General features: G+C 58.6%; 15 protein-coding genes. 4 read left to right on the forward strand and 11 right to left on the reverse strand.

Annotated features, from left to right (window positions below):
• Positions 1-6: 6 nt before the first annotated feature.
• The 7 genes from L4923_RS24465 to L4923_RS24495 form a co-directional block, all read right to left on the reverse strand.
• A complete protein-coding gene (locus tag L4923_RS24465; protein WP_239369713.1) occupies positions 7-1194 on the reverse strand; it encodes an acyltransferase family protein in 1188 nt (395 codons plus the stop codon).
• 52 nt (positions 1195-1246) lie between these two features.
• Positions 1247-2299: a GNAT family N-acetyltransferase gene (locus L4923_RS24470; RefSeq protein ID WP_239369714.1), complete on the reverse strand. Its 1053-nt coding sequence runs from the start codon at positions 2297-2299 to the stop codon at positions 1247-1249.
• A complete protein-coding gene (locus tag L4923_RS24475; RefSeq protein WP_239369715.1) occupies positions 2286-3959 on the reverse strand; it encodes a lipopolysaccharide biosynthesis protein in 1674 nt (557 codons plus the stop codon). The genes L4923_RS24470 and L4923_RS24475 overlap by 14 nt, the downstream gene beginning before the upstream one ends.
• Positions 3960-3964: 5 nt before the next feature.
• The gene (locus tag L4923_RS24480) at positions 3965-5179 is read right to left on the reverse strand and encodes a DegT/DnrJ/EryC1/StrS family aminotransferase (RefSeq protein ID WP_239369716.1); all 1215 of its coding nucleotides are present in this window, start codon (positions 5177-5179) and stop codon (positions 3965-3967) included.
• Positions 5180-5474: 295 nt separating this feature from the next.
• Complete coding sequence (locus tag L4923_RS24485) at positions 5475-6194, reverse strand: Crp/Fnr family transcriptional regulator (protein ID WP_239369717.1); 720 nt, start codon at positions 6192-6194, stop codon at positions 5475-5477.
• 359 nt (positions 6195-6553) lie between these two features.
• Positions 6554-8854: a mannose-1-phosphate guanylyltransferase/mannose-6-phosphate isomerase gene (locus tag L4923_RS24490; RefSeq protein ID WP_239369718.1), complete on the reverse strand. Its 2301-nt coding sequence runs from the start codon at positions 8852-8854 to the stop codon at positions 6554-6556.
• A 13-nt stretch (positions 8855-8867) separates the two neighbouring features.
• Positions 8868-10388 carry a phosphomannomutase/phosphoglucomutase gene (locus tag L4923_RS24495; protein ID WP_239369719.1) on the reverse strand — a complete coding sequence of 507 codons (1521 nt, stop codon included), beginning with the start codon at positions 10386-10388 and terminating at the stop codon, positions 8868-8870.
• A gap of 491 nt (positions 10389-10879) precedes the next feature.
• Here L4923_RS24495 and L4923_RS24500 point away from each other — a divergent pair, with 491 nt between their 5' ends.
• Positions 10880-12724 (forward strand): GumC family protein, encoded by a 1845-nt coding sequence (locus L4923_RS24500; protein ID WP_239369720.1) that lies wholly within the window; start codon positions 10880-10882, stop codon positions 12722-12724.
• Between the two features lie 105 nt (positions 12725-12829).
• Positions 12830-13624, forward strand: coding sequence for a sugar transferase (locus tag L4923_RS24505; protein WP_239369721.1), 795 nt, complete (start codon positions 12830-12832; stop codon positions 13622-13624).
• Positions 13625-13636: 12 nt separating this feature from the next.
• Here the strand turns inward: L4923_RS24505 and L4923_RS24510 are convergent, their stop codons facing one another.
• The 3 genes from L4923_RS24510 to L4923_RS24520 all read right to left on the reverse strand — a co-directional run bounded on the left by L4923_RS24510 (position 13637) and on the right by L4923_RS24520 (position 16385).
• The gene (locus L4923_RS24510) at positions 13637-13873 is read right to left on the reverse strand and encodes a hypothetical protein (RefSeq protein ID WP_239369722.1); all 237 of its coding nucleotides are present in this window, start codon (positions 13871-13873) and stop codon (positions 13637-13639) included.
• A gap of 315 nt (positions 13874-14188) precedes the next feature.
• A complete protein-coding gene (locus L4923_RS24515; RefSeq protein ID WP_239369723.1) occupies positions 14189-15499 on the reverse strand; it encodes a polysaccharide biosynthesis/export family protein in 1311 nt (436 codons plus the stop codon).
• A 13-nt stretch (positions 15500-15512) separates the two neighbouring features.
• Complete coding sequence (locus L4923_RS24520) at positions 15513-16385, reverse strand: glycosyltransferase family 2 protein (protein ID WP_239369724.1); 873 nt, start codon at positions 16383-16385, stop codon at positions 15513-15515.
• A 248-nt stretch (positions 16386-16633) separates the two neighbouring features.
• Here L4923_RS24520 and L4923_RS24525 point away from each other — a divergent pair, with 248 nt between their 5' ends.
• Positions 16634-17866, forward strand: coding sequence for a glycosyltransferase (locus L4923_RS24525; RefSeq protein WP_425531006.1), 1233 nt, complete (start codon positions 16634-16636; stop codon positions 17864-17866).
• Here L4923_RS24525 and L4923_RS24530 read toward each other — a convergent pair.
• Positions 17859-18989 (reverse strand): glycosyltransferase family 4 protein, encoded by a 1131-nt coding sequence (locus L4923_RS24530; RefSeq protein ID WP_239369725.1) that lies wholly within the window; start codon positions 18987-18989, stop codon positions 17859-17861. The genes L4923_RS24525 and L4923_RS24530 overlap by 8 nt on opposite strands.
• A gap of 419 nt (positions 18990-19408) precedes the next feature.
• Here L4923_RS24530 and L4923_RS24535 point away from each other — a divergent pair, with 419 nt between their 5' ends.
• Positions 19409-20446 (forward strand): glycosyltransferase family 4 protein, encoded by a 1038-nt coding sequence (locus tag L4923_RS24535; RefSeq protein WP_239369726.1) that lies wholly within the window; start codon positions 19409-19411, stop codon positions 20444-20446.
• Positions 20447-20608: the final 162 nt, after the last annotated feature.

Genomic DNA, 20608 nt, shown 5'->3' on the forward strand with positions numbered 1-20608 from the left:
CTGCCTTTATCTCGTGGCCGTTTGCCGTCCGGGAGACAAGACGGCGGTCGCACTGTTGGCCTCCACGCCTTCCCGCGCAGTCAATCGGGCGCCCAACCGCACGAGCGGTCGCTCGAAGAAATGCCAGGAGAGCGTCGCCAGCGCGACGGTGATGAGAAACTCCAGGGCCAGCTGCACGACGAGCGGTGCTTCGATGTCCATGTGCAGTCTATGGAACACCGCCTGGACCTCGTAGAAATGGATGAACTGGTGCAGGACGTAGAAGGAATAGCTCACCCGGCCGAGTGAGCGCAGCGGCCATACGTCGAGGAAACCCACGATTGGCGTCTGCTGATTACGCGCGATCTGGAACAGGAACAGGCCGGCAACCGTACAGGTCAGCGGTCCCCAGACGTTCCAGATGTCGCGGAAGTATCCGAAGACCAGCGGGATCGCGATCAGCGCCATGCCAGCCGCGGCCTGCGCTGGCGCACTCACCAGCCACGCAGGCGGCTTGAGGTTTTTTAAGGAAGCGACGAAGCCGCCGACGCCAAGCATGCCGAAGGCAATCAGTGGATCGACGTGGATCGCATTCGGGTGGGTCTTCACCGACACGAGCCAGGCCAGCATAGCCGCGCCGGCGAACATGAAACCGATACAGATGCGAGCCAGATATTTGCGCGGCGTGAACAGCAAGATCGGCGCGAAGAGCAGGTAGAACTGTTCCTCCGCCGCCAGCGACCAAAGATGGCCGAAATGACCGTGGTCCGCAGTCGGCGTGACCTCGATATAGATGTTGGTGCCATAGAGGGCGTAGATCGTCGCTTCCATGCGCGAGAAGCCGACGAATGAAGTGAACAGCGACCCCAGCGCGAAAACGCTGAGGCAGGCGTAATAAAGCGGGAAGATGCGCAGGCTGCGGCGAAGATAGAAGTCGCCCATCGACTGCCAACTGGACTGGGCTCCGGCCTCGACTTTTCTACGCATCTCCGACAGGATCGAGGAGATGAGCATGCCGCTGAGCACGAGAAAGAGCCAGACACCGACAGAGCCATAGGAATCGTGATGCGGTAGGGTCGTCTTGTGGCTGATGAAGACCATTAGCACGGCGATCGCACGCACACCGTCGAAGCCGGCGATGCGGTTCTCCGCCGGCCGGGTAACAGCCTTGATTGGCCGGGTGGCGAAGACCGTATCCTGATGAAGCGTTGCCATGGACCCGTACTCGAGCCGATGCTGCGCATATCGACAGATACACGCAGCGAAGTCACAAAAGTCCGAACCGATAGAGCGCGCTGATCGCACGGGGGCGAAAGATCGCACCATAACGCCCGGCCACGGGCTCCCCCCAACTCTGCTTGTAGTCTTGCCCGGAGCCGAGATCGAACTGACGATACCCAGCGCCTGCCGCCCATTTGATCGATGCCTCCATTATGCGGACACCGACCCAAAATCGGTCATACTCGGGGTCGCGGACGATGCATTGGCCAAGGGCGACGCCGTCCTTGCACATCAGGATGACGCCGGCCGTGTGCCGATCGCCGTCGAGCAGCTGTAGAGTGTGGAATTGGATCGGACTGTCGGCGCTCTGCCGTTTTATGAAGGCTGGCCAGAACCGCAGGCGATCCTCGGTGGCAACAGTCTCCCCGGCATCGCTGCCTTCCCATATACGCTCCCACTGAGCGCAGCACCATTCCAGGTCGCCCAAGTCGTCGATGCGAAGTCGCATGAAATCGTCGCAACGTTTAACTGCCTTGCGCACATTCTTGCGATGGTTGCGGCTCCAGCGTGCTTCATAGTCGCCTCTCAGGTCGACGCGGTAGTTTTCTGCGGACCAGTGACATCGTGGATTGAGATCCAGGACGCTGTTGTCGAGCCCCGCTTCGATCCGCACCTCCAGGCCCAAGGCGTGCAGTGCCCGGCCAAGGGCGGCGGGAGAGGATGCGGGGGCGATTACGCCGGGAAGCGCCTGATAGGCTACGGGCTCCCAGTAATGGCGGCGGCGCCGCAGGGAGATCAACGCGATCGGTTGACCCTTCTCGGTTGCCAGGGCGTGGCGCTTCGGGACGCTCGTGGGCTGGGTGAGCCCAAGATAAAGGTCGCGGTCACAACCGGGAATGGCCGGTAGGGCGTTCAGCGCCTGGTCAAGGGTTGAGTTCCAGGCGTCGAACCAGGCGATGTGGACGTCTCGCGTCGTCACCCGTGTGACGATGCGGGCGGCAGAGGCGACGGCGGGCGCCGCGACATGACCCAGCACACGCTTGAAGCCCGAGGTGGAGGCGTTCGCGCCGGAGAACTCTATGGCGTCAGAGTGACTCATCACTGATACTCTCCACCTTTCCTGTTTGTCTGCCATCCAGGCGTTCGAAGAGGCGGCCAAACCGCCCTTTGACAACCGACCACACCGATTGCATGCCATCCCGGCAGCCCACGATGTTGATTTCGCTGTCCAGGGGGCTCGGCGCAGGCACCTGTCCGTGTTTCGTGCCCTCATCTAGGAAATGCCGGATGAGGGCGAGGGGGGCGTGCAGACGCGCAGGCGCCAAGGTCTGAACCCTGCCCAGCAGATAGGCCAGTTCGTCGGCGAAGGGATGGCGGGTCCACCCCATCGCCAGAAACCAGAACACGCAGCCCAGTCCGCCGCCCACCACCGCATGCGAGATCGATATATCCATGTCGAAGCCATTCAGCGCGATGACGATGAGCGGGCCCAGCGCTGTAACCAGGGTGACGGCGGCGCTGGGCAACAGCGCACGCAGATATTCGCCAACACTCAGTTTCAGCCGGCGCATCAGGAACCAGAGACCGACCGCCACCTGGATCGGCGTGGTGGCAAAGATCGAGAGTGCCAGGATGAACGGACCATGTTGGGCCGCCAGGATCATGATCAGGCTGGTGATCGGCAGAGAGATGATCCAGGCCTTGGCCGTGTCGCGGATCCCGCCAGCAGCCACCAGGGCGGGGAACATCAGGGGGACGGGGAAGGAGAGCATGGTTGCCGCTGCCATCACCTGCACCAGCGGGATGGTGGTGTCCCATTGCGGCCCAAGCATGATGTGCACCAAGGGATGGGCAAAGAGGATGACCATCGCCAGACCCGGCCAATGAAACGCGGTCAGGCTGGCGACGGCTTTGAGATAGGGATCCTTGAGAGGGCGACCCGTACGGGCATGGGCGGCGAAGCCCGGCAGGGCTACTGCCGAGATCGCCGAAATCACCAGGCGGCTGGGCATCTCCGTGACCTGTTGGCCTCGGCTGTAGAGGCCGACATCGGTGCTGCCGCTGGCTCGTCCCAGCATGAAAGTTGGAATGACCGAGCCGAGGGCGGTCAGGAGGCCGGTCGCGGTGTTGAAGCCGCCGAAGGCCAGAATCTCACGCCATTTGGTGAACTCGATGCGGAAGATGGAGAGATCCGACCGTATGAGAATGGCGAAGACGAACGTGGAGAGCGGATAGCTCAGCGAGCCCCAGGCGAAACTCATATAGCCGACGCCCATCATCACCAAGCCGATGGTCGTGATGTTGCCGACCAGGGCCGAGCCCAGGTTGATGGCTGCTATGTTCCAGAACTTCAGGTCGCGGCGAAGCAAAGCGACGATGGGCGAGCCGATGCTGGCGAACAGATAGCCGAACGCCACGATGCGGACGAAGTTTTCCAGGCGGGGCTCGTGGGCAAAGTCGGCATAGAGGCCCGCCGTCGCGACGAAAGCGGTCGTAAGGAAGACGGCGACCATCAGCATCATGGTGAAGGAGGTGCGTATTTCCTGCTTCGTGAGATTTTCGGCGTTGACGATGTAGTTGGTCACGCCGAAGTCCCGCAGACCCTCGGCGAGCGCGACGAGGCTGGCCCCAAGGAAGGCCACCCCGATTTCGTTGGGTGTTAAAAGTCGCGACGAAATGTAGAGCGTCGCGAAATTGAGGACGAGGGTGGCGTATTTCTCGAAATAGACCGCGACCACCGCGCGCCGAACGCTCGCCATTCCTATCACTCACTTACGATGAGGCTTGCCTCGATGGGAAGGGGCCTTAAATTCCAGCGTTGGAGTTTTGGGCTGTGAATTTTGGGTCGAGTAGCCCCGATCAGGGTCGAAGTGACCTTCTGTTGCTCTTCGTCGGTCATCTGGGGATAGAGTGGAAGAACGATGGCATGATCCTGGGCCGCTTCCGACTCGGGTAGCGACATGCGCAGGGGTTGGGAAGCGTAGACGTCCTCGCGGTGGGCGCACATGATCCCACGCCGAGTGGCGACACCGGCATCCAGCATGGCCTGCATGACGGTGCGCTGGTCGGCAGAATCCGGCAGGCGGACGCAGAAGCTCTGCCAGTTGGTGCGTGCGTAGGATGGTTCTCGGACCAAGCTCAGCCACTGCGCCTCGCCGAGCAATTCGGCGTAGCGGTCGGCCAGCGCACGGCGGTGGGCCACGGTGCCGGGCAGGCGCTTGAGTTGCTCACGACCGACAGCAGCCTGGATGTCGGTCATCCGATAGTTGTAGCCGAGAACCGGATGGGTCTCGAAGATCACTTGCGCGGAGCCGTGGCGCACCGTGTCTGGTACGCTCATGCCGTGCTGGCGCAGCAGCTTGAATTTGGCGGCCCAGTCGGCGTGCTTGGTGGTCAGCATGCCGCCGTCGCCGGTGCTCATGATCTTGCGCGGGTGGAAGGAAAAACATGCCACGTCGCCGTGCACCTTGCCGACCTTCTCCCACTGGCCGTTCCAGAGGATCTCGCTGCCGCTGGCGCAGGCCGCATCCTCGATCACGGGCAAGCCCTTGGTCTTGGCGATATCGACCACCGCGGCCATGTCGCAGGGCAGGCCCATCTGGTGCACGACCAGGATCGCGCTGGTCTTGGCCGAAAGTGCCCGCTCGATCAGGTTCGGGTCGATATTATAGGTAGCCGGATCGATGTCGACGAAAACCGGGATCGCACCGCAGTAGGCCACCGAATTGGCCGTTGCGATATAAGAGTGACTGACCGTGACCACTTCGTCGCCGGGTTTTACCCCGGCCGCCAGCAGAGCCAGGTGCAGGGCGGTGGTGCAGTTCGAGACGGCCGCAGCGTGCGGTGCGCCCGTGAAGGTGGCGAACTCCGTCTCGAAGGCTGCAACCTCGGGGCCTTGCGTGACCCAGCCCGACAGGATGACGCGGCGCGCCGCCTCGGCCTCGGCCTCATCCATCGTAGGCTTGATTATCGGAATCATGTCGGGATCCTCAGCTGAACCAAAGTTCCACCTCGGCGCCAGAAGCTGCGATTGTCGTATCACGATAAGGTGGGCCGCTCACCTTGTCCGAATGTGGAATGGTGACACCGATGGCTGGCGATCCGGATACCGCTTTCGGTCAGCGGACACGCCACGCGAGCCTGATGTTTATCGGCTCGAACTGATGAGGCGCCGCCTCGTAGCCATATGGGTCGGGTGATGAGAGTGACAGATCAGCAGGGGATGCTGTTGGCGGCGGTCAGTAGCGACGTCGATCGCCAGGAAAAGTCGATGCTCAACTCTCGATGTATTCGCCGTCGAAACCCGCGAACTTCATAAGGCCTGCATGATCGAGCAGGCGGACGTAGCCCTGCCGAAACTCAAGAAATTTGCGCTCGCGCAGTTCACGCAACATCCGGTTTACATGGATCGGGGTAAGGCCAAGGGCGTCCGCGAGATCGTACTGGGTCAGCGGACATTCAAAGCCGCTATCAGTTACCGAACCAACTCTTTGCAAACGCGCCGTCAGTTCGAGCAGTAAGTACGCTGTCCGTTCCAGGGCGCTGCGTCGTCCTACATTGGCGAGATGTTGAGCTATTACCGCACCGTTGTGTGTCAGAGCCTCAACAAGGAAAGAAAAAAGCTCGGGTGATTTCATGGCGGCAATCGTGAAAGTCTTGAGAGATGCCGTCGATACTGAAAGTTCAGTTTGCGCCAAGAAGGTTTCCAGAACACCGCCCTCATGCGACTGGGGCAGGATGACATCGCCAGTGAGAGCAAAGTCCAGGATTTGGCGCTGTCCGGTCGCAAGCTGGTGCGAAATGCACCCCCAACCCGATTCGACAATGTACATGCGATCGTTGTTGTCGCCCTGACTGAAGATGACCGTGTTGGCTGAATATCGCTTCGACGTGAACCCGAGAGACTTCATAAGCGCCGCGTTGTCGCCGTTAAGTCCAACGAGGGACGAGCGGGACGCATCCCATCTCAAAAGCGAACGTGAAGCATAGGTCATCCTTGCCGCCGTGCGATTTACACCTTCTCACATCCTCATCTGCACAAAAAATGACCCGCGGTATTGCGCAAAGTCAAATGACGCGTTCTTGAACACTCCGGCGATCTGCGCGCTAAGGAGATGAATTCTAGCGCCTCCTATCCGGGCGGTATGTGACTCAGTTCACACCCGCTGGGCCATTCTTCTGATTGAATTTAGCCCGCAGAATAACTGCACTCCGAGATGGTGGTAAGGCACGGAGGGGCTACCTATTGGTAGTATCTGGTAAATGTTGGTGACTTAGTCCGAAAATTCACTCGGATCGGATTTCGTCCAAAGAATGCCGCTGCAACGGCGCAGTATGATGATAGTAGAAGCCATCAGCCGTAATTTTGCTTAAGGACGAATTTTCCGTCTTCTTGTGAAGGCAGTGGAAACGTTTCGATCTGCCCTTCCGTCTTGTCCAGATATTGCATCAAAGCCGTCACAAGGTGGTAGAAAATACTGGCAGGAACTTCCGTGGCCATTGACCGTCCACGCTCGTCGATCCGATCGATCCATAAGCCAAGAGGAGCAGGATCGATATGCCATCTGAAGAGACGCGCGACGCGCGCTTCAATCTCGGGTTTCAGATCAGGCCCACCAATATGGTCCAAGGCGATTGCCGCCTTGATGGCCTCGCATTGTGGCCAACTGCGTGAAAGCCTGTCGAAGGGCATTCCCTGTCGTGACACGGCTGCGTAAGCGAGACCTGTCGCTCGGTTCAATCCGCTGGCGACCGCCGACGAATAGAGTTTCCTCGCATATGCAGACAAATCCTTTTGTCCGCTTGCCCGTGCAAAATCGACGAGAAGCGAGGCCCATTCGAAGTGATGCCCTGGTTCGGTCCACTGCCCCTTTTCTCCGGGCGCCGGAAGCCAGTCGGCGTCGAAATATTCCCCAAGCGTCCAACTGTCCTGGTCAAAGAAATGGCAGCGGAAGAGATCGATAATGCGAGCCGCCCGACGGAGATATGTGCGATCACCGGTCACGCCATACCAGGCAAGGAAGGATTCCAGCATGTGCATATGTGGATTTGAAGACCGCACTCCCTTCCAGGCAGGGGTATCGAGAAAACCACTCAGACTGCCGTCCTCAAGGTGCGAGTCGATGAAGTTGAATGTCTCCTGTGCGAGCTGCAGCGCCCCTTGGTGCCCGCATCGATGAGCGTGGGCAAGCGCGAGGAGCACGCAGGAATGATCGTATGCATCCTCCGCAGGGTCCACCACGCTGCCATCCACATTCAACGTACGCACCCAACTGCCACGGTCCGTCCGGCCGTGTTGTGCGATGAAGTCGATGCCGTGATCGATGAGCCTGTCGGACGGCCCGGCCCAGCCGCGTTCCTTGGCCACCGCGAATGCATAGATCTGGCGTGCCATGGTCCGCATACGCTTGGGTTTGCCCAAGGGTCTCGCATCGAAACCGAGAGCCTCGTGGAAGCCCCCGTATACATCGTCGACACCCGCGGTGGACCATAGCGGCAGGGTCTCCTCGAAAAGCCAATGCTCCACGCGCTTGCGCCATGATCCGCTGATGATGATACGGTCTTCCGACGCGGTGAATTTCGTCTCGAGGCGTCCGCACTTTTCCAGCTGTTCGACGACTTTCTTCACGTTCTGGCTGTGGCTGACGGGAGCAACGAATATCGCATCCGGTGTCGCCACCACCGCGACATCCTTCATTCCGATGACGGTCAGCAGCCTGCCCTGGCTTCTCAGGTAGGAATCGTCACAGTTCAGCGCAACGACATCACCCATCACCACGTTGCCGTTGTTGTCCGTTGGACTGGCTTCAAGCAACGATTGCCAGGAGCCAAGATCGTTCCAGCGGAACGACGCCGTCACCATCGCGATGCTGCGCGCATGCTCCATGACGGCATAGTCGATCGACGTCGAAGGTACTGCAGAATAGAACCCTTGTGGCAGGTAGAGACCCGAAACGTCGATCCGGGCGGTTCTGTGCGCTCGTTCAGCTGTCTCCCAGATCTGCGGCTGAAACTCCAGCAACGCTTCGCGCATCGTTTCGGCACGAAAAAGAAAAATACCGGCGTTCCAGTAGAATCTTCCCGACGACAAATAGGCTTGAGCCGTCTCAAGGTTCGGCTTTTCGACAAAGCGCGAAACTGCAGCCGCACCGTTTCCGTTGGCAGCGACCTCGATATATCCATATCCGGTCTCTGCATGGGTGGGTGTGATGCCAAACACAACGATGCTACCCGAGTCGGCTGCAGGTATGCCCGCTTCCACCGTTTCCCAGAACTGTGTTTCGCTCGAAATCTCATGGTCCGACGGAACGACGAGTACAAGCGCATCGCTTTCGTATTCAGAGATGGTTTGAAGTGTGGCGATGGCCACCGCTGCGGCGGTATTGCGGCCCAAGGGCTCGAAGATCGGCTTTCCCCCGTTCAAGCCCAGCGGACTGATGTCCGAGATAACGCGTTCGGCGTGTCTTTCAGATGCGATGACGTAGATCGGCGTGTCGCCGTTCGGCCACGCCTTGAGGCGGCGCACCGTCTTCGCCAGCATGGAGCCATCCCCGGAAAGATCGTGGAATTGTTTGGGATTGTCTTCACGCGAGAGCGGCCACAGTCGTGACCCCACGCCTCCGCTCATGACAAAACTGATGATGCGGCCCGCCATGCTTCAGCTCCCCTTAGAATGTCTGGTTGTAGGCTCCGACCTCTGGATTGCGGCGCAGAACGGCGTCGAGCGCCTCGAACATCTGCCGGCGTCGCTCCGAAGAAACGGGGCTTTCGACAACGACGACGATTTCGGGCTTGTTCGACGATGCTCTTACCAAGCCCCAGGTGCCATCTTGAGCCACCACACGCACCCCATTGACGGTGACCAGATCAGCCAGCGGCTGACCGGCAAACTCTATCCCGTCGCCCTTCATTTTCATGAAGTCTCCAACGACCTTGTCGACGACTCCGTATTTGACTTCATCAGGACAATGAGGGGACATCGTCGGGGTGCCGAAAGTGACGGGCAGGGCGCGATAAAGTTCGGCCAGCGTCTTTTCCGGATTCCGGTCGAGCATCTCGCAGACGGCGATAGCCGTGACGAGCCCATCGTCATAACCACGTCCGATCGGTGGATTGAAGAAGAAGTGCCCCGATTTCTCGAAGCCGGCGATTGCGTCAAGCTCGGCGACCCGCCGCTTGATGTAGGAATGCCCCGTTTTCCAGTAGTCCGTGATTGCACCGTTTTGCGTAAGAACGGGGTCCGTCGCGAAAAGTCCGGTTGATTTCACGTCGACGACAAACGTGCACGGTGAATGCTGGCTGGAGATGTCCCGCGCCAGCATGACACCGACCTTGTCGGCGAAGATTTCGTTACCTTCATTGTCAACCACGCCACAGCGATCGCCATCGCCGTCAAAGCCCAGCCCTAGATCAGCGCCGGTCTCCAGAACCTTGTCGCGAATTGCGTGCAGCATCTCCATATCTTCGGGATTGGGATTGTAGTGTGGAAACGAGTGGTCGAGTTCCACGTCGAGGGGGATCACAAGACAGCCGATGCTCTCCAGCACCTGCGGCGCGAACGCGCCGGCCGTGCCGTTGCCACACGCAACAACCACCCGCAGCTGTCGGTGAATGTGTTTCCCGACGACCAGGTCTTCAACGTACTTCTGCCGAAGATCGGATACGAACTGATAGCTTCCGCCACCGACCAGGTCGAAGTCGCCGTTCAGCACGAGCGCCTTCAGGGCCGTCATCTGATCGGGCCCGAATGTGAGGGGCCTTTGCGCACCCATCTTCACACCAGTCCAGCCGTTTTCGTTGTGAGAGGCCGTGACCATGGCGACAGACGGAGCATTGAGTGCGAATTGGGCGAAGTAAGCAGTCGGGGAAAGCGCCAGGCCGATGTCCTTGACGCGCGCGCCCGCTGCCATCAGCCCTGAGACCAGCGCCATCTTGATGGACATGGAATAGCTGCGAAAGTCGTGGCCGGTGACGATCTCCGGCCCTACGCCCATTCTGCGGATCAGCGTGCCAAGACCCATGCCCAGCGCCTGTGCGCCCATCAAATTGAGCTCGGGTTCTTTTTGTGAATTCGGTTGGCCGAGCCACCAGCGTGCATCGTATTCCCGGAAACCGGTGGCTTTGATGAGAGCGTTGTTCTCGAATGCAAAAGTGTTCGGCTTGGCTTGATCGACGATTTTCAGGGTCACGGCTACCGCTCCGAATTGCGGCACTATTTCTAACATGACGGCTTCCGACGGCCCCTTCATGAATTCGGGTAGCCTTACTCCCTGGTTCGTGCCTCCTCATCCAATAGGTGGTTCTGATCAATCGCCGAAAGGATGTCTGGCCAAGATAGAGTAAGCGGCATTGCGGAAACTCGGTCTGCAACCGGCGTCACTTTGGTGTCATACAGCCGTCGATACTCACTCGGGACGAGATTTCCTCCGAAGATCGCGATCCGCAGCGACGGCTGCCGGACCTTTCTGCATTAGGGGCGTAGGCCTACTCCAATTGGAGGCGTTTACCTTCCCCTGTGCCCGGGTAGTCTTTCTCGTAAAGCTTGGGATCGCGGGGGCCCCTGGGTGCACATGAGAACATTGGTCGGGCGCCATGGAACTCCTGTGTCAGGCCTGCATGCACGCCCGTGCCAGGCCTGAGCACACGAAGGATACGCCTTCGTGTCCGCCGGAGACGTTAGATGAACCGCTTGTTCGCCAGCCAGTGGCCTTTGGTGACCAATCAGCAGGCCAATGCCGGGCAGGATTTCATTGGCCTGTCGGACATAACCGGATTTCTGAGACATTACGTCGGAACAATAACGGCCTGCCTTGCCGCAGCACTTTTGGTCGCGTGGTTTTACAATTCAACCACAGACCCGGTTTTTACAGCTAGAGCACAGATATTGATCGAGCCGAGACTTCCGCAACATTTGCAGGAAGGTGCGGAAATAAATCTCTCGTTGGATACCGCGCAAGTGGAAAGCCAGATTGCGGTTATGCAGTCCGAAAAGATTGCCTCGATGGTCATCGATCGCATGAGACTGATTGAAAACAGGAATTTCAATCGTCCTCGGGCACCGATGTTGGTCGAGAGATTCAGGAAAATAAGGGACAACATAGCTGAGGCTCTGGGACTCCCGAAAAGTACCTGGGCTTCGGAGGCGCTCGCGAAACTGACAGACTATCAAAGATCTCGCCTTACCATGTCGATCTTTCGCAATAGCCTCGATGTGCGAAGGGTCGGTGTCTCCTACGCAATCGACATATCCTTCACTTCGGCCGATCCCGAGGGTGCAGCAAAGATTGCGAATGCAACCGCCGACGCCTTCGTGCACGAACAGGTGGAAACCAAGGCCGACGCAGCAAAAGAGGGCGGAGCTTGGCTGGAAAAACGCCTGCAACAACTGCGCACCCAGATGAACGAAGCAATGGCGAGAGCCCAAGAATTCCGTTCTCGGCACGACTACAGCGTAGGTCGAGACGCCGATGTCGGTGTCAATCCGGAGCCGACCCTCGAAGAGCTTGAGGTGACGGCAGACACCTATCGGAAAATGTACGAGAGCTTCCTGCAAGCCTATACGAATTCGGTGAGCCAGCAATCCTATCCGGTTGCCGATGCAAGAGTGATCACTGCTGCGACAGCGCCACTTTCCCCAAGCGCTCCAAGGCCGAAGCTGGTGTTGGCTTTTGCGGCTGTCGCAGGCCTCATCCTCGGTATCGGTATTTCTTTCGTGCGGCATTCGCTCGACTGGACCGTACGCTCGCCACGTCATATCCGCGATAATCTGGGAATCGACTGCGTGGGTGAATTGCCACCCGCGAGTAGCAGGCAGGAGTTCGGAGACATCGACGATGTGGCCAGACGCCCTTGGTCCCGATACAGCCAGAGTTTGAGGAAAGCGCGAACCGAAATCAGCCTTGCTGAAACGAACCACCCTGTAAGGTTCCTTGGGCTGACCGCTGTCTCAAACAACAGCCAGAAGAGTGCCGTTGCGACCAATCTCGCCACGCTCTACGCAATGTCGGGCCTCAAGACGCTGGTCATAGATGCCGATCTTCGGAGGCCGACGTTCCCCAACCGGCTGCCGGACCATTCGGGGATGCCGGGCAAGGAGGGCAAGGCTCTTGTTCGGCTCGATATCATTCGCAAGCCGGGGCGATTCGACGTGCTTTCCAGTTCGACAGTGGATGCCAGAAATCTGCTCCTACCAAAAAACATGCAGGCATTCCTTTCCGAACTGAACACCGACGGGGCGGCAGCTTACGACAAAGTCATCGTTAACTTGCCGACCCTTGAAACCGGGGCCGATGACCTGGTCGTTGGATCCGTCCTTGACGGTGTCGTGATCGTTGCGGAGTGGGGAAAGACACACGTCGACGCCCTGCAGGAACTGGTCAGGACGCTGACAGCCTCCAGGACGCCAATACTTGGCGTGCTTCTCGCAAAAGCACGGGTAATGGCGCCCAAGCGCCGGTGGCTTCGGCTAGGCACGATGCTTGCGACGGTCGTCCATGCGTATAGGGCAATCATACGTCGGGATTAGGGGGCAACCTCGGAAGTACCGCGCTACCTCCTTTGCATTTCTTGCCGGGGCCTTCCGTCCTTGGAAGACTACCGAAGTCAAACACCTAGAAACGGCGACCGTCAGATGACAAACGCCTTTGAAAAGCATTCGCAACGGGGGGAAGCGATCTGGGATCAGCCGGTTGTTCCGGCGGCGGTCGAGAGCAGGGTAGTGCTGCATATTGTTGCCCCGCGGGGCTATGCCAGTGCCGGAACAGCCTTGAACAATCCATCGAGGGTCATCAACACGGGAACGACAAACCCTCCCGTTGGAGGACTCCTCAAACGCATCATGGATATCGCCGTGGCCTGCCCAGCGCTTGTTCTGGCTGCGCCTGTCATGATTCTCGTAGGTCTGCTGATCAAGATTACGGCCGGAGGGCCGGCAATATTCTCGCATAGTCGAGTTGGCTTCGGTGGAAAGCCGTTCGAATGCTACAAGTTCCGCTCGATGGTCGCGAATTCAGACGAAGTTCTGAAAACATACCTCGATGCAAACCCGGAGGCGCGCAAGGAGTGGGTAGAGACCCACAAGATCAGGAATGATCCCCGGGTTACTTTCTTCGGACGAATGCTGCGCAAGTCCAGCTTGGACGAACTGCCCCAACTCATCAACATCTTGCGTGGGGACATGAGCTGCGTAGGTCCAAGGCCCATCGTCGAGGACGAACTCCGGCGCTACGGCGAGCACCAGGCCGAGTACCTCAGAACGAGGCCGGGACTCACGGGCCTTTGGCAAGTGAGCGGAAGAAGCAGTATGGACTACGAAAACCGCGTAGCGCTCGACAGCCAGTATGTGCGGAACTGGTCGATCTGGCTCGATCTCGCTATCTTGCTCAGAACCATCGTTGCAGTCATGCGGGTCGACAGGGCTTCCTGAACACCGGTGGTATCACTCTTCGTTTCGATTACGATGCAGTGACAAAGCCAAGCCCACCAAGTAGCCACAAGCCAAGCAAAACATCAGGATCAGCGATTTGCCGATGGTCATATGGCTGGGCAACCCCAGGGCGTTCCAGACTAAGATACCGACGAAAAGCACTGCGGTCGCCGCCAGCAGCGCAGCGGCCTTGAACCATAAGCCGAGCAGTATGCCTGCCACCAATACGACAAGTATGCTCGTTAACACCAATATCTCCAGTGACACCCGCGAAAACCAGTCGGCCTGCTGCGGTCGAGAGTTCGCCAAACCTAAAGCAATTCCGGGAAAGGTGCGTAACGGTTTTCCATCCAGAATTGCGAAAAAACAAAGAATTGGTGCGTTCGCGTTTCCGTGAAAAATGGAAACGCCCCAGCTGATATGCGGCCTCGAAGGACAAGGCAAGCCTAGTACCAGTCCCTGGAAATGTCCTTCGCTAACTCGCTTTTCCGGCCAAGGCTGCCGGCGCACCGCTTATGGCTGCGCCAAAAAAGTACTGCAACGATTGACCCAACCCGGATCAGCTCAGTTCGTATTCCGAACAGCACTCGTCTCCGCCCGAATGGCTGTATTCGCCGGGGTTAAGCCATCCAGGCCAGACTGCGGCAGCGGGATTTCGACCTTCACGGTATCGCCAGGCTCCACAAGAGTTGTCTCCTCGGCGGCAAGCTCCTCCGTACCGCCGTCTTTCGGCCTTACGATCTTGAAAATCGGCTCGACCCTTTGAGCGCCGCGCCTGAGGGCCAACAGAGCTGGCGCCATCACTTGTGTTTCCTGCAGCAGCTGTGCAGCGGTATCGGATTTGCTGGTGACTTCGTTGAGCTGCTGCTGCGTCTCGCGCAAGCTCTCTGCAATCTCGCTGGAACGCTGGTTGCCGAGATTGAGGATTTCGATGTCGGTCTTGCTCATCTCCTGCCTGACACGCAGCATCGAGGTTTCAGCCGCCAAGCGATCGCTCTGCATCCGGGCGATGGCTCCCTCAAGGGCAAATTCGCGTGGTGCAATCGCAAGGCCTTTCTGCACGAGGCTTGAGACGCCCGCGAGTTCCTTTTGGATGAGCTCGATCTGTTTGTTCTGGAAAGTCAGCTGTTGCTCGAGCGAGGTCAGCTCCTTCTGCAGGAAATCCTTGAGTTCGCGTAATGAGCGCAGCTGCGTTGCAAGAGCATCCTTTCGGATGGCGAATATTTTGCGCTCCTGCTCCATCGCCAGCGCGACGGCTTCGTTTGCCCCCCTTCTCGTCAGTTCGGAAGGGAAAGCGACGTCGTCACTGCCGGCCAGTTCTGCCTGCAACCGTGCCTTTCGGGCAATCAGGCTGACACTGTTCAGAGCAAGGAGCCCGATATCGCCCTGGCCCGAGATGACCTCTCGTTCAAGCCGAGACATGTTATCCTCGCGTGTCGGCAATCCGCCGGCGATGCCCAGAGCCTGCAGCACCGTGAGGCCAGGCCTGTATGGAAATTCACCGGGTTGTTTGACGTTGCCCACGATATAGAACGGCCTGTACTGGGCAATCTCCACGGCCACGTCCGGCTGGCGGCCAAGACCCATGCGCTGCATGAGCCGGTCCGCTATCGAGCGGGCAAGATCGCCGGGAGCGGTGCCCTGAGCGCGTATCTGTCCGACAAAGGGTAAGAAGAGCGTGCCGTCGGCGCCGATATCGAAACTGTCGTTGAGAGCGGTCCACTCGAAGATCACATCGCGTGATGCACGCCATTCGTAGACTTTGAGCCTGACCTTGTCCTGCGGCCCAAGCAGATATTCCGCTGCTGATGCCTGCGACGAACCGACGGCCGCTACCAATGAAATGCCTGCCACCGTTGAAAGCCATTTCCGCATTGTCGCGACCTCGTCAGATCTTCAAGATGTATTCCGGTTCAATGCGGCCCATGGCGAAATGCGCGATCGCGAGCGCGTTGCCGCTTAGGCGGCCCCTGCGGTCGACATATGGCTCTGGCCAGAGGCTCTTTGCGAGGTTGGCTGCAACATTGCGAAACATGAGGGGGAGCGCGAAGGAGGCTGGAACCGTTCCTTTCCTTATCAGGTAGATCGCATTGGCGACCTGTGAGTAGCCGAACCGCTTTCCGCTGACACGTCCCGTCTTGATGCCAAGATGAACGCCTATGATCGAGGTCACGCACACGACGCGCCCTCGAGATCTCATTTGACTCGTGAAATCGATGTCTTCCTGCCAGCCGTAGAGGACCAGACGCTCGTCGAAGCGTAAATCGCCTATCAGTGAAGTGCGGAACGACATGTTGCATCCATAGGCACCCACATGGTCGACCACCGGCGGCCCATTCGGTTTTCGCCCTTCTGCATCTTTTAGCGCAGCGTTTGCATCGGCCCAGCTTAGACCGGCATTGTTGGCGCCGTCCTTGACGACCTTGCCCATCACAACCGCCCAATCATCATTTTCAGCAAAGGCCCGCTCGATCTGCTCGAGGTATCGCCCGGACGGGACGAAATCGTCATCGAAGAACGTGACGATGTCGAAGCGATCCAACAACGGCGCGAGAGCAGTGTTGCGCTGGGCAGCCAATCCCATGGGGCCCGAGACACTCGACAGCGGGAACGGACGGCCATCCGGAAGTTCGATGTGTGTCGTGTCTGGTACCGACAGTATGACCTCGTCGGGGAGCCTCGTCTGGCCGCCCAGATATTCCAACAAGCGAGCAACCTGCTCGCTGCGACCGAGGGTTGGGATAATCACTGCAATTTTCATTGCTTGTCCGGGACGTTACTCCTTCCAAGCCTATGACGACGCGAGGCTTCAGACAGCCTGCATAAAAGTGGGTTCTGCGAGTTCCACCTACCTCGCAGCACATGCTGTCGGCGTATCACCTGTGCGCTACTCCCAGCCATAAGCAGTAGGCAGACATTCGACGGGAGCAATCTGTGACCGATCGGACAACTTGCGAGGGTCATGGGAGGACAAGGAAACTGGGGACCTCACAGAGGCAGGGAAGTATCATGCTTCATGAACGCTCTTCCGACCTGGCGATCGCCGCCAAGGTCGAAATGCCCATTGACGAGCTTCCCGCTGCTTCGGCCGCCGGGGTCGACAGATATGGCAAGATAGCGGTTGTTCACGACTGGTGCCCAAATTTTCGGGGCGGCGAGCGCGTGTTGGCGCAAATCTGCAAGCAGTTTCCCAACGCAGAGGTCTTCACACTGTTCGATTTCCTCCCAGCCGAGGTGAAGGAACAATATTTCCGCGACGTGGAATTCCACACCTCTGCGGTCAATCGGATCCCGATGATCGAGAAATTCTATCGGTCTCTCTTTTTCCTCTGCCCCTTCCTGATCGAGCAGTTCGACGTTACCGGCTATGATGCTGTGATATCATCTTCGGCCGCATTTTCGCGGGGGGTGATTACAAGACCCGATCAGCCGCATCTGTGTTACGTGCACAGCCCTGTCCGCTACGCTTGGGACGAGCAATTCTCTTATCTTCAGCAGGGCAGGCTCGGTTTCGGACCGAAGGGAATGCTCTACCGCTATATGCTGCATCGCTTGAGAACCTGGGACACGAGAACCGCTCACGGCCCAGACTTGATGCTGGCAAATTCAAACTATGTCCGCTCCCGAATCCAGCACATATATGGACGTGACGCGCGTGTGGTTTTTCCGCCGGTTTGCCTGGAGGAACTCCCCTGCGTCGAGGACAAGGACGATTACTACGTTTCGGCATCCTTCCTCGCTCCCTACAAGCGCACCGATCTGGTGATCAGGGCCTTCAACGAGATGCCGTCGCGACGGCTGATCATCGTGGGGGAAGGGCAGCAATCAGCCGCTCTAAGGGCACTGGCCGGTCCGAATGTCACATTTTCAGGGTTCCTCCCCCGCGAGGAATACGTCGACACGCTCGCTCGGGCGAAGGCGATGGTCTTCGCCGGTTGCGAGGATTTTGGCATAGCGCTCGCCGAAGCACAGGCCTGTGGAACACCCCTGATCGCATTCGGCCGGGGCGGCGCAGTCGATATCGTTCGACGCCTGGGGACAGACCCCGAGCCAACGGGCGTGTTGTTCAAGACTCAGACCGTTGAGGAGCTCAAGGAGGCGGTCAACCGGTTCGAGGAAAACAGCCTCCTCATCGCGCCGAAAGCCTGCACCAGCAACGCCCAGCGCTTCTCGGAAGAGAATTTCGATCGAGCCATCCTGGAGTCGATCGGAACTGTCCAGGCACTTCACGGGGTCATGTGAATTCGCGCAACCTAACGACCCTGGTGTCGGTATCGATGCCGTCAGCAACGGCCATCGCCTCCAGGTAACGCAAGGCGCTCGTCCTCCAGCTGTAGGCCAAGGCTCTGGCTTTCCCCTTCGCGGCCAGTTGCAGGCGCAGGGCTTTGGAGTTGCGAAGGCTGATGAAACGGTCGAGCCATGCATGCGGATTGTCGGCTGGGGCATACAGGGCGGCATTTGCGCAGACTTCTGGCAGGCTGGCGCGATCGGACACCACGACCGGGCAGCCTAGGGCCATCGCCTCGACAACCGGCAGGCCAAACCCTTCCGTCAGCGAAGGAAACGCCAGGCAAAGCGAGTCCATCAGCAGTGCGGCTAATTCGCTGTCGCCAATGCGTCCGAGCCAATGGATGTTGCGGGCTTCAGCCCTGGCTGTTCCTCTACTGAAAACACGCGAATCCGACATTCCGACAACCGCGATCTCCATTCCAACCTTTCCAAGGCGGTCTGCCAGGCCCAGGATGAGATCTACATTCTTGTGAGGTGCAGCGCTGCCGATCATGACAATGGTATTCCGCGAGGCGACAGACCTCGTCGCCGCCGAATGTTCGGGTTTCCACATCAAGGCGTGCTCATGACCGTTCGGAGCAACGAAGGCTCTGCACGAGGGGACAATGTCGCGACGAACCAGTTCGGTCAGTGAAAAATGGGAAACCGTCGAAATATTACATGCCGTTTTTCCGAGGCATGGAAGTAACGCCTTGTACGAAGTCCTGAAGCCAAGCGAATAGCTCTCAGGCGCGTTCCAGACGTTAGCATCATGAATGCAGACTATATGCTTGTGCGACAGGAGCGGCCCTGTGTTACAGAGGCTGAGTAGCCCGCCGCCGTGTAGCGAGGCGGCCAGCTTGGTCTGCTCCCACAGATGCCCGCCCGTGCTGCCGATCCTGCAATATTCGATGGAATTGAGCGGAAAGTCCGAGCTGTCCTGCGGGCAGTGAAGCCTGAGCTCAAGCCCGCGGGTGAGGGGACCCCGCTCGGTGATCAAGGCGTCCAGGGAACGGACGATCTCTCTTGCATACCGCTGAACGCCGGTTGTCGGCTGGGAAAGGAAACGCCCGTTGATCGTCCAGTGCCGTGCCATACCAGCCTCGCGATGTCCTTAGTTTGAAGCCGCGATCGCGTGCGGTCACTACGGCCATTGGGTCATCTGGAGGCGTTTAGGATCATCCAGCCAGCCGAGAGCAGATGGTCTAGATACCTCAAACGTTCGAGGGTCGCTGCTTTTCCCGGAGTGCTAGTCTTGCTGCAGGTCCGGCAAGGTGGGGAAGGGCGATGGCCAAAACTGTCTATGCAGCGCCGGCGGAGGGAGGCCGGCATTTGAACGGAAACAGCGTCGCAGCAGCTTCGGCTCGCTCACTTCCGGGAGCCTCTCGATATCTCATTGATCGTCGCGACCGGACGTTGACGGACTTCGATCTACCCAAACGGCGCTGGACAATAAACGGAGACTTCACCCTGCTTCGGCGTAATGGGATAGCGCGTTACGCTCGCGAAGTGACGATGGCGCTCGATGCTCTCATTTCGGAAGGGCATCCCCTCAGCCATGACTTGGAAATCGACCTCGTGGTGCCACGTCCGCTGGCCGAACCTCTTCCGCTGAAATCTATACCGGTACGGGTCGTTCCCGAGTTCGACAGCCCCCGGCTTCCTCAGTTCTGGGTTCAGGCGCAGTTGCCCTGGCATGTGCCGGGAGGACTGCTAAGCTTTTGCAACCTTGCACCAGTCGTGCTGAGACGCCAGATCGCATGTGTCCATGATATGCATACAAGGTTGATGCCCTCGAGCTACGCACGAGGGTTCCGTTGGGCCCACCGCATCATCCTCCCGCTGCTGGGCAGGCGGGCTGCACGGATCACGACGGTTTCGCAGCTTTCGCGCAGACATCTGATCGAGTTCGGGATTGCACGCGAGCAAGACATCGTCGTTACCTACAACGGCAGCGACCACGCGAAGCAATGGGATTCAGCAAGGTCTACCTTGGCCGTCAATCGGGCCAGACCCTATGTCCTTTGCCTCGGCCGAGCAGATCAGGAATACAAGAACGTACGGCTTCTCGCTGAACTCGCCCCTTTTCTGGATGAGATGGGTCTTGACCTCTGGATGCCAGGCGATGCCGACGAAACCGCGATCCTGCGGCACGTCCCGGAAATGCCGGCGAACATCGTCCTCCTTGGCCGCATAAGCGATGATGACTTCAAAAAGGCGCTTGAGGGGGCTCTCTGTTTCCTGTTCCCATCCCGGATCGAAGGTTTCGGGTTGCCTGCTGTCGAGGCGATGGCTTCGAGTTGCCCGGTCATAGCTTCGACTTCGCCTTGTTTGCCTGAAATCTGCGGAGATTCGGCGCTCTATTCGGATCCTGACGACGTCCGGTCATGGGTCGAAAACGTCCGCCAACTGTCAATCGACCCTGACCTCCGCAAACGAATGGTCGAGAAGGGGCATGCCAGGGCGAGCAGTTATTCCTGGCGCTGGATCGCGTGGAATTATCTCGAGCTCATGATCCAGGTCGATGCGGATTTCGGGGAATTCAACGAATAGCCGACAGCGGTTCAATTCCCTTCATCTTGAGCTCAACTCTTCCGGGCGCCGATCGAGGCAATTGCAGTCAAAAGGTTATGCCGCCCGATGGTTAGGTCTCCGCCTTCAAAAGAGGTACATTGAAGCTTCCCATGCCCTTATAGGCAAATTGCTTCCCAACTC

The organism is Terribium retamae (assembly GCF_022347545.1).
In the GTDB taxonomy this organism is placed as follows: Bacteria; Pseudomonadota; Alphaproteobacteria; order Rhizobiales; family Rhizobiaceae; genus Mesorhizobium; species Mesorhizobium retamae.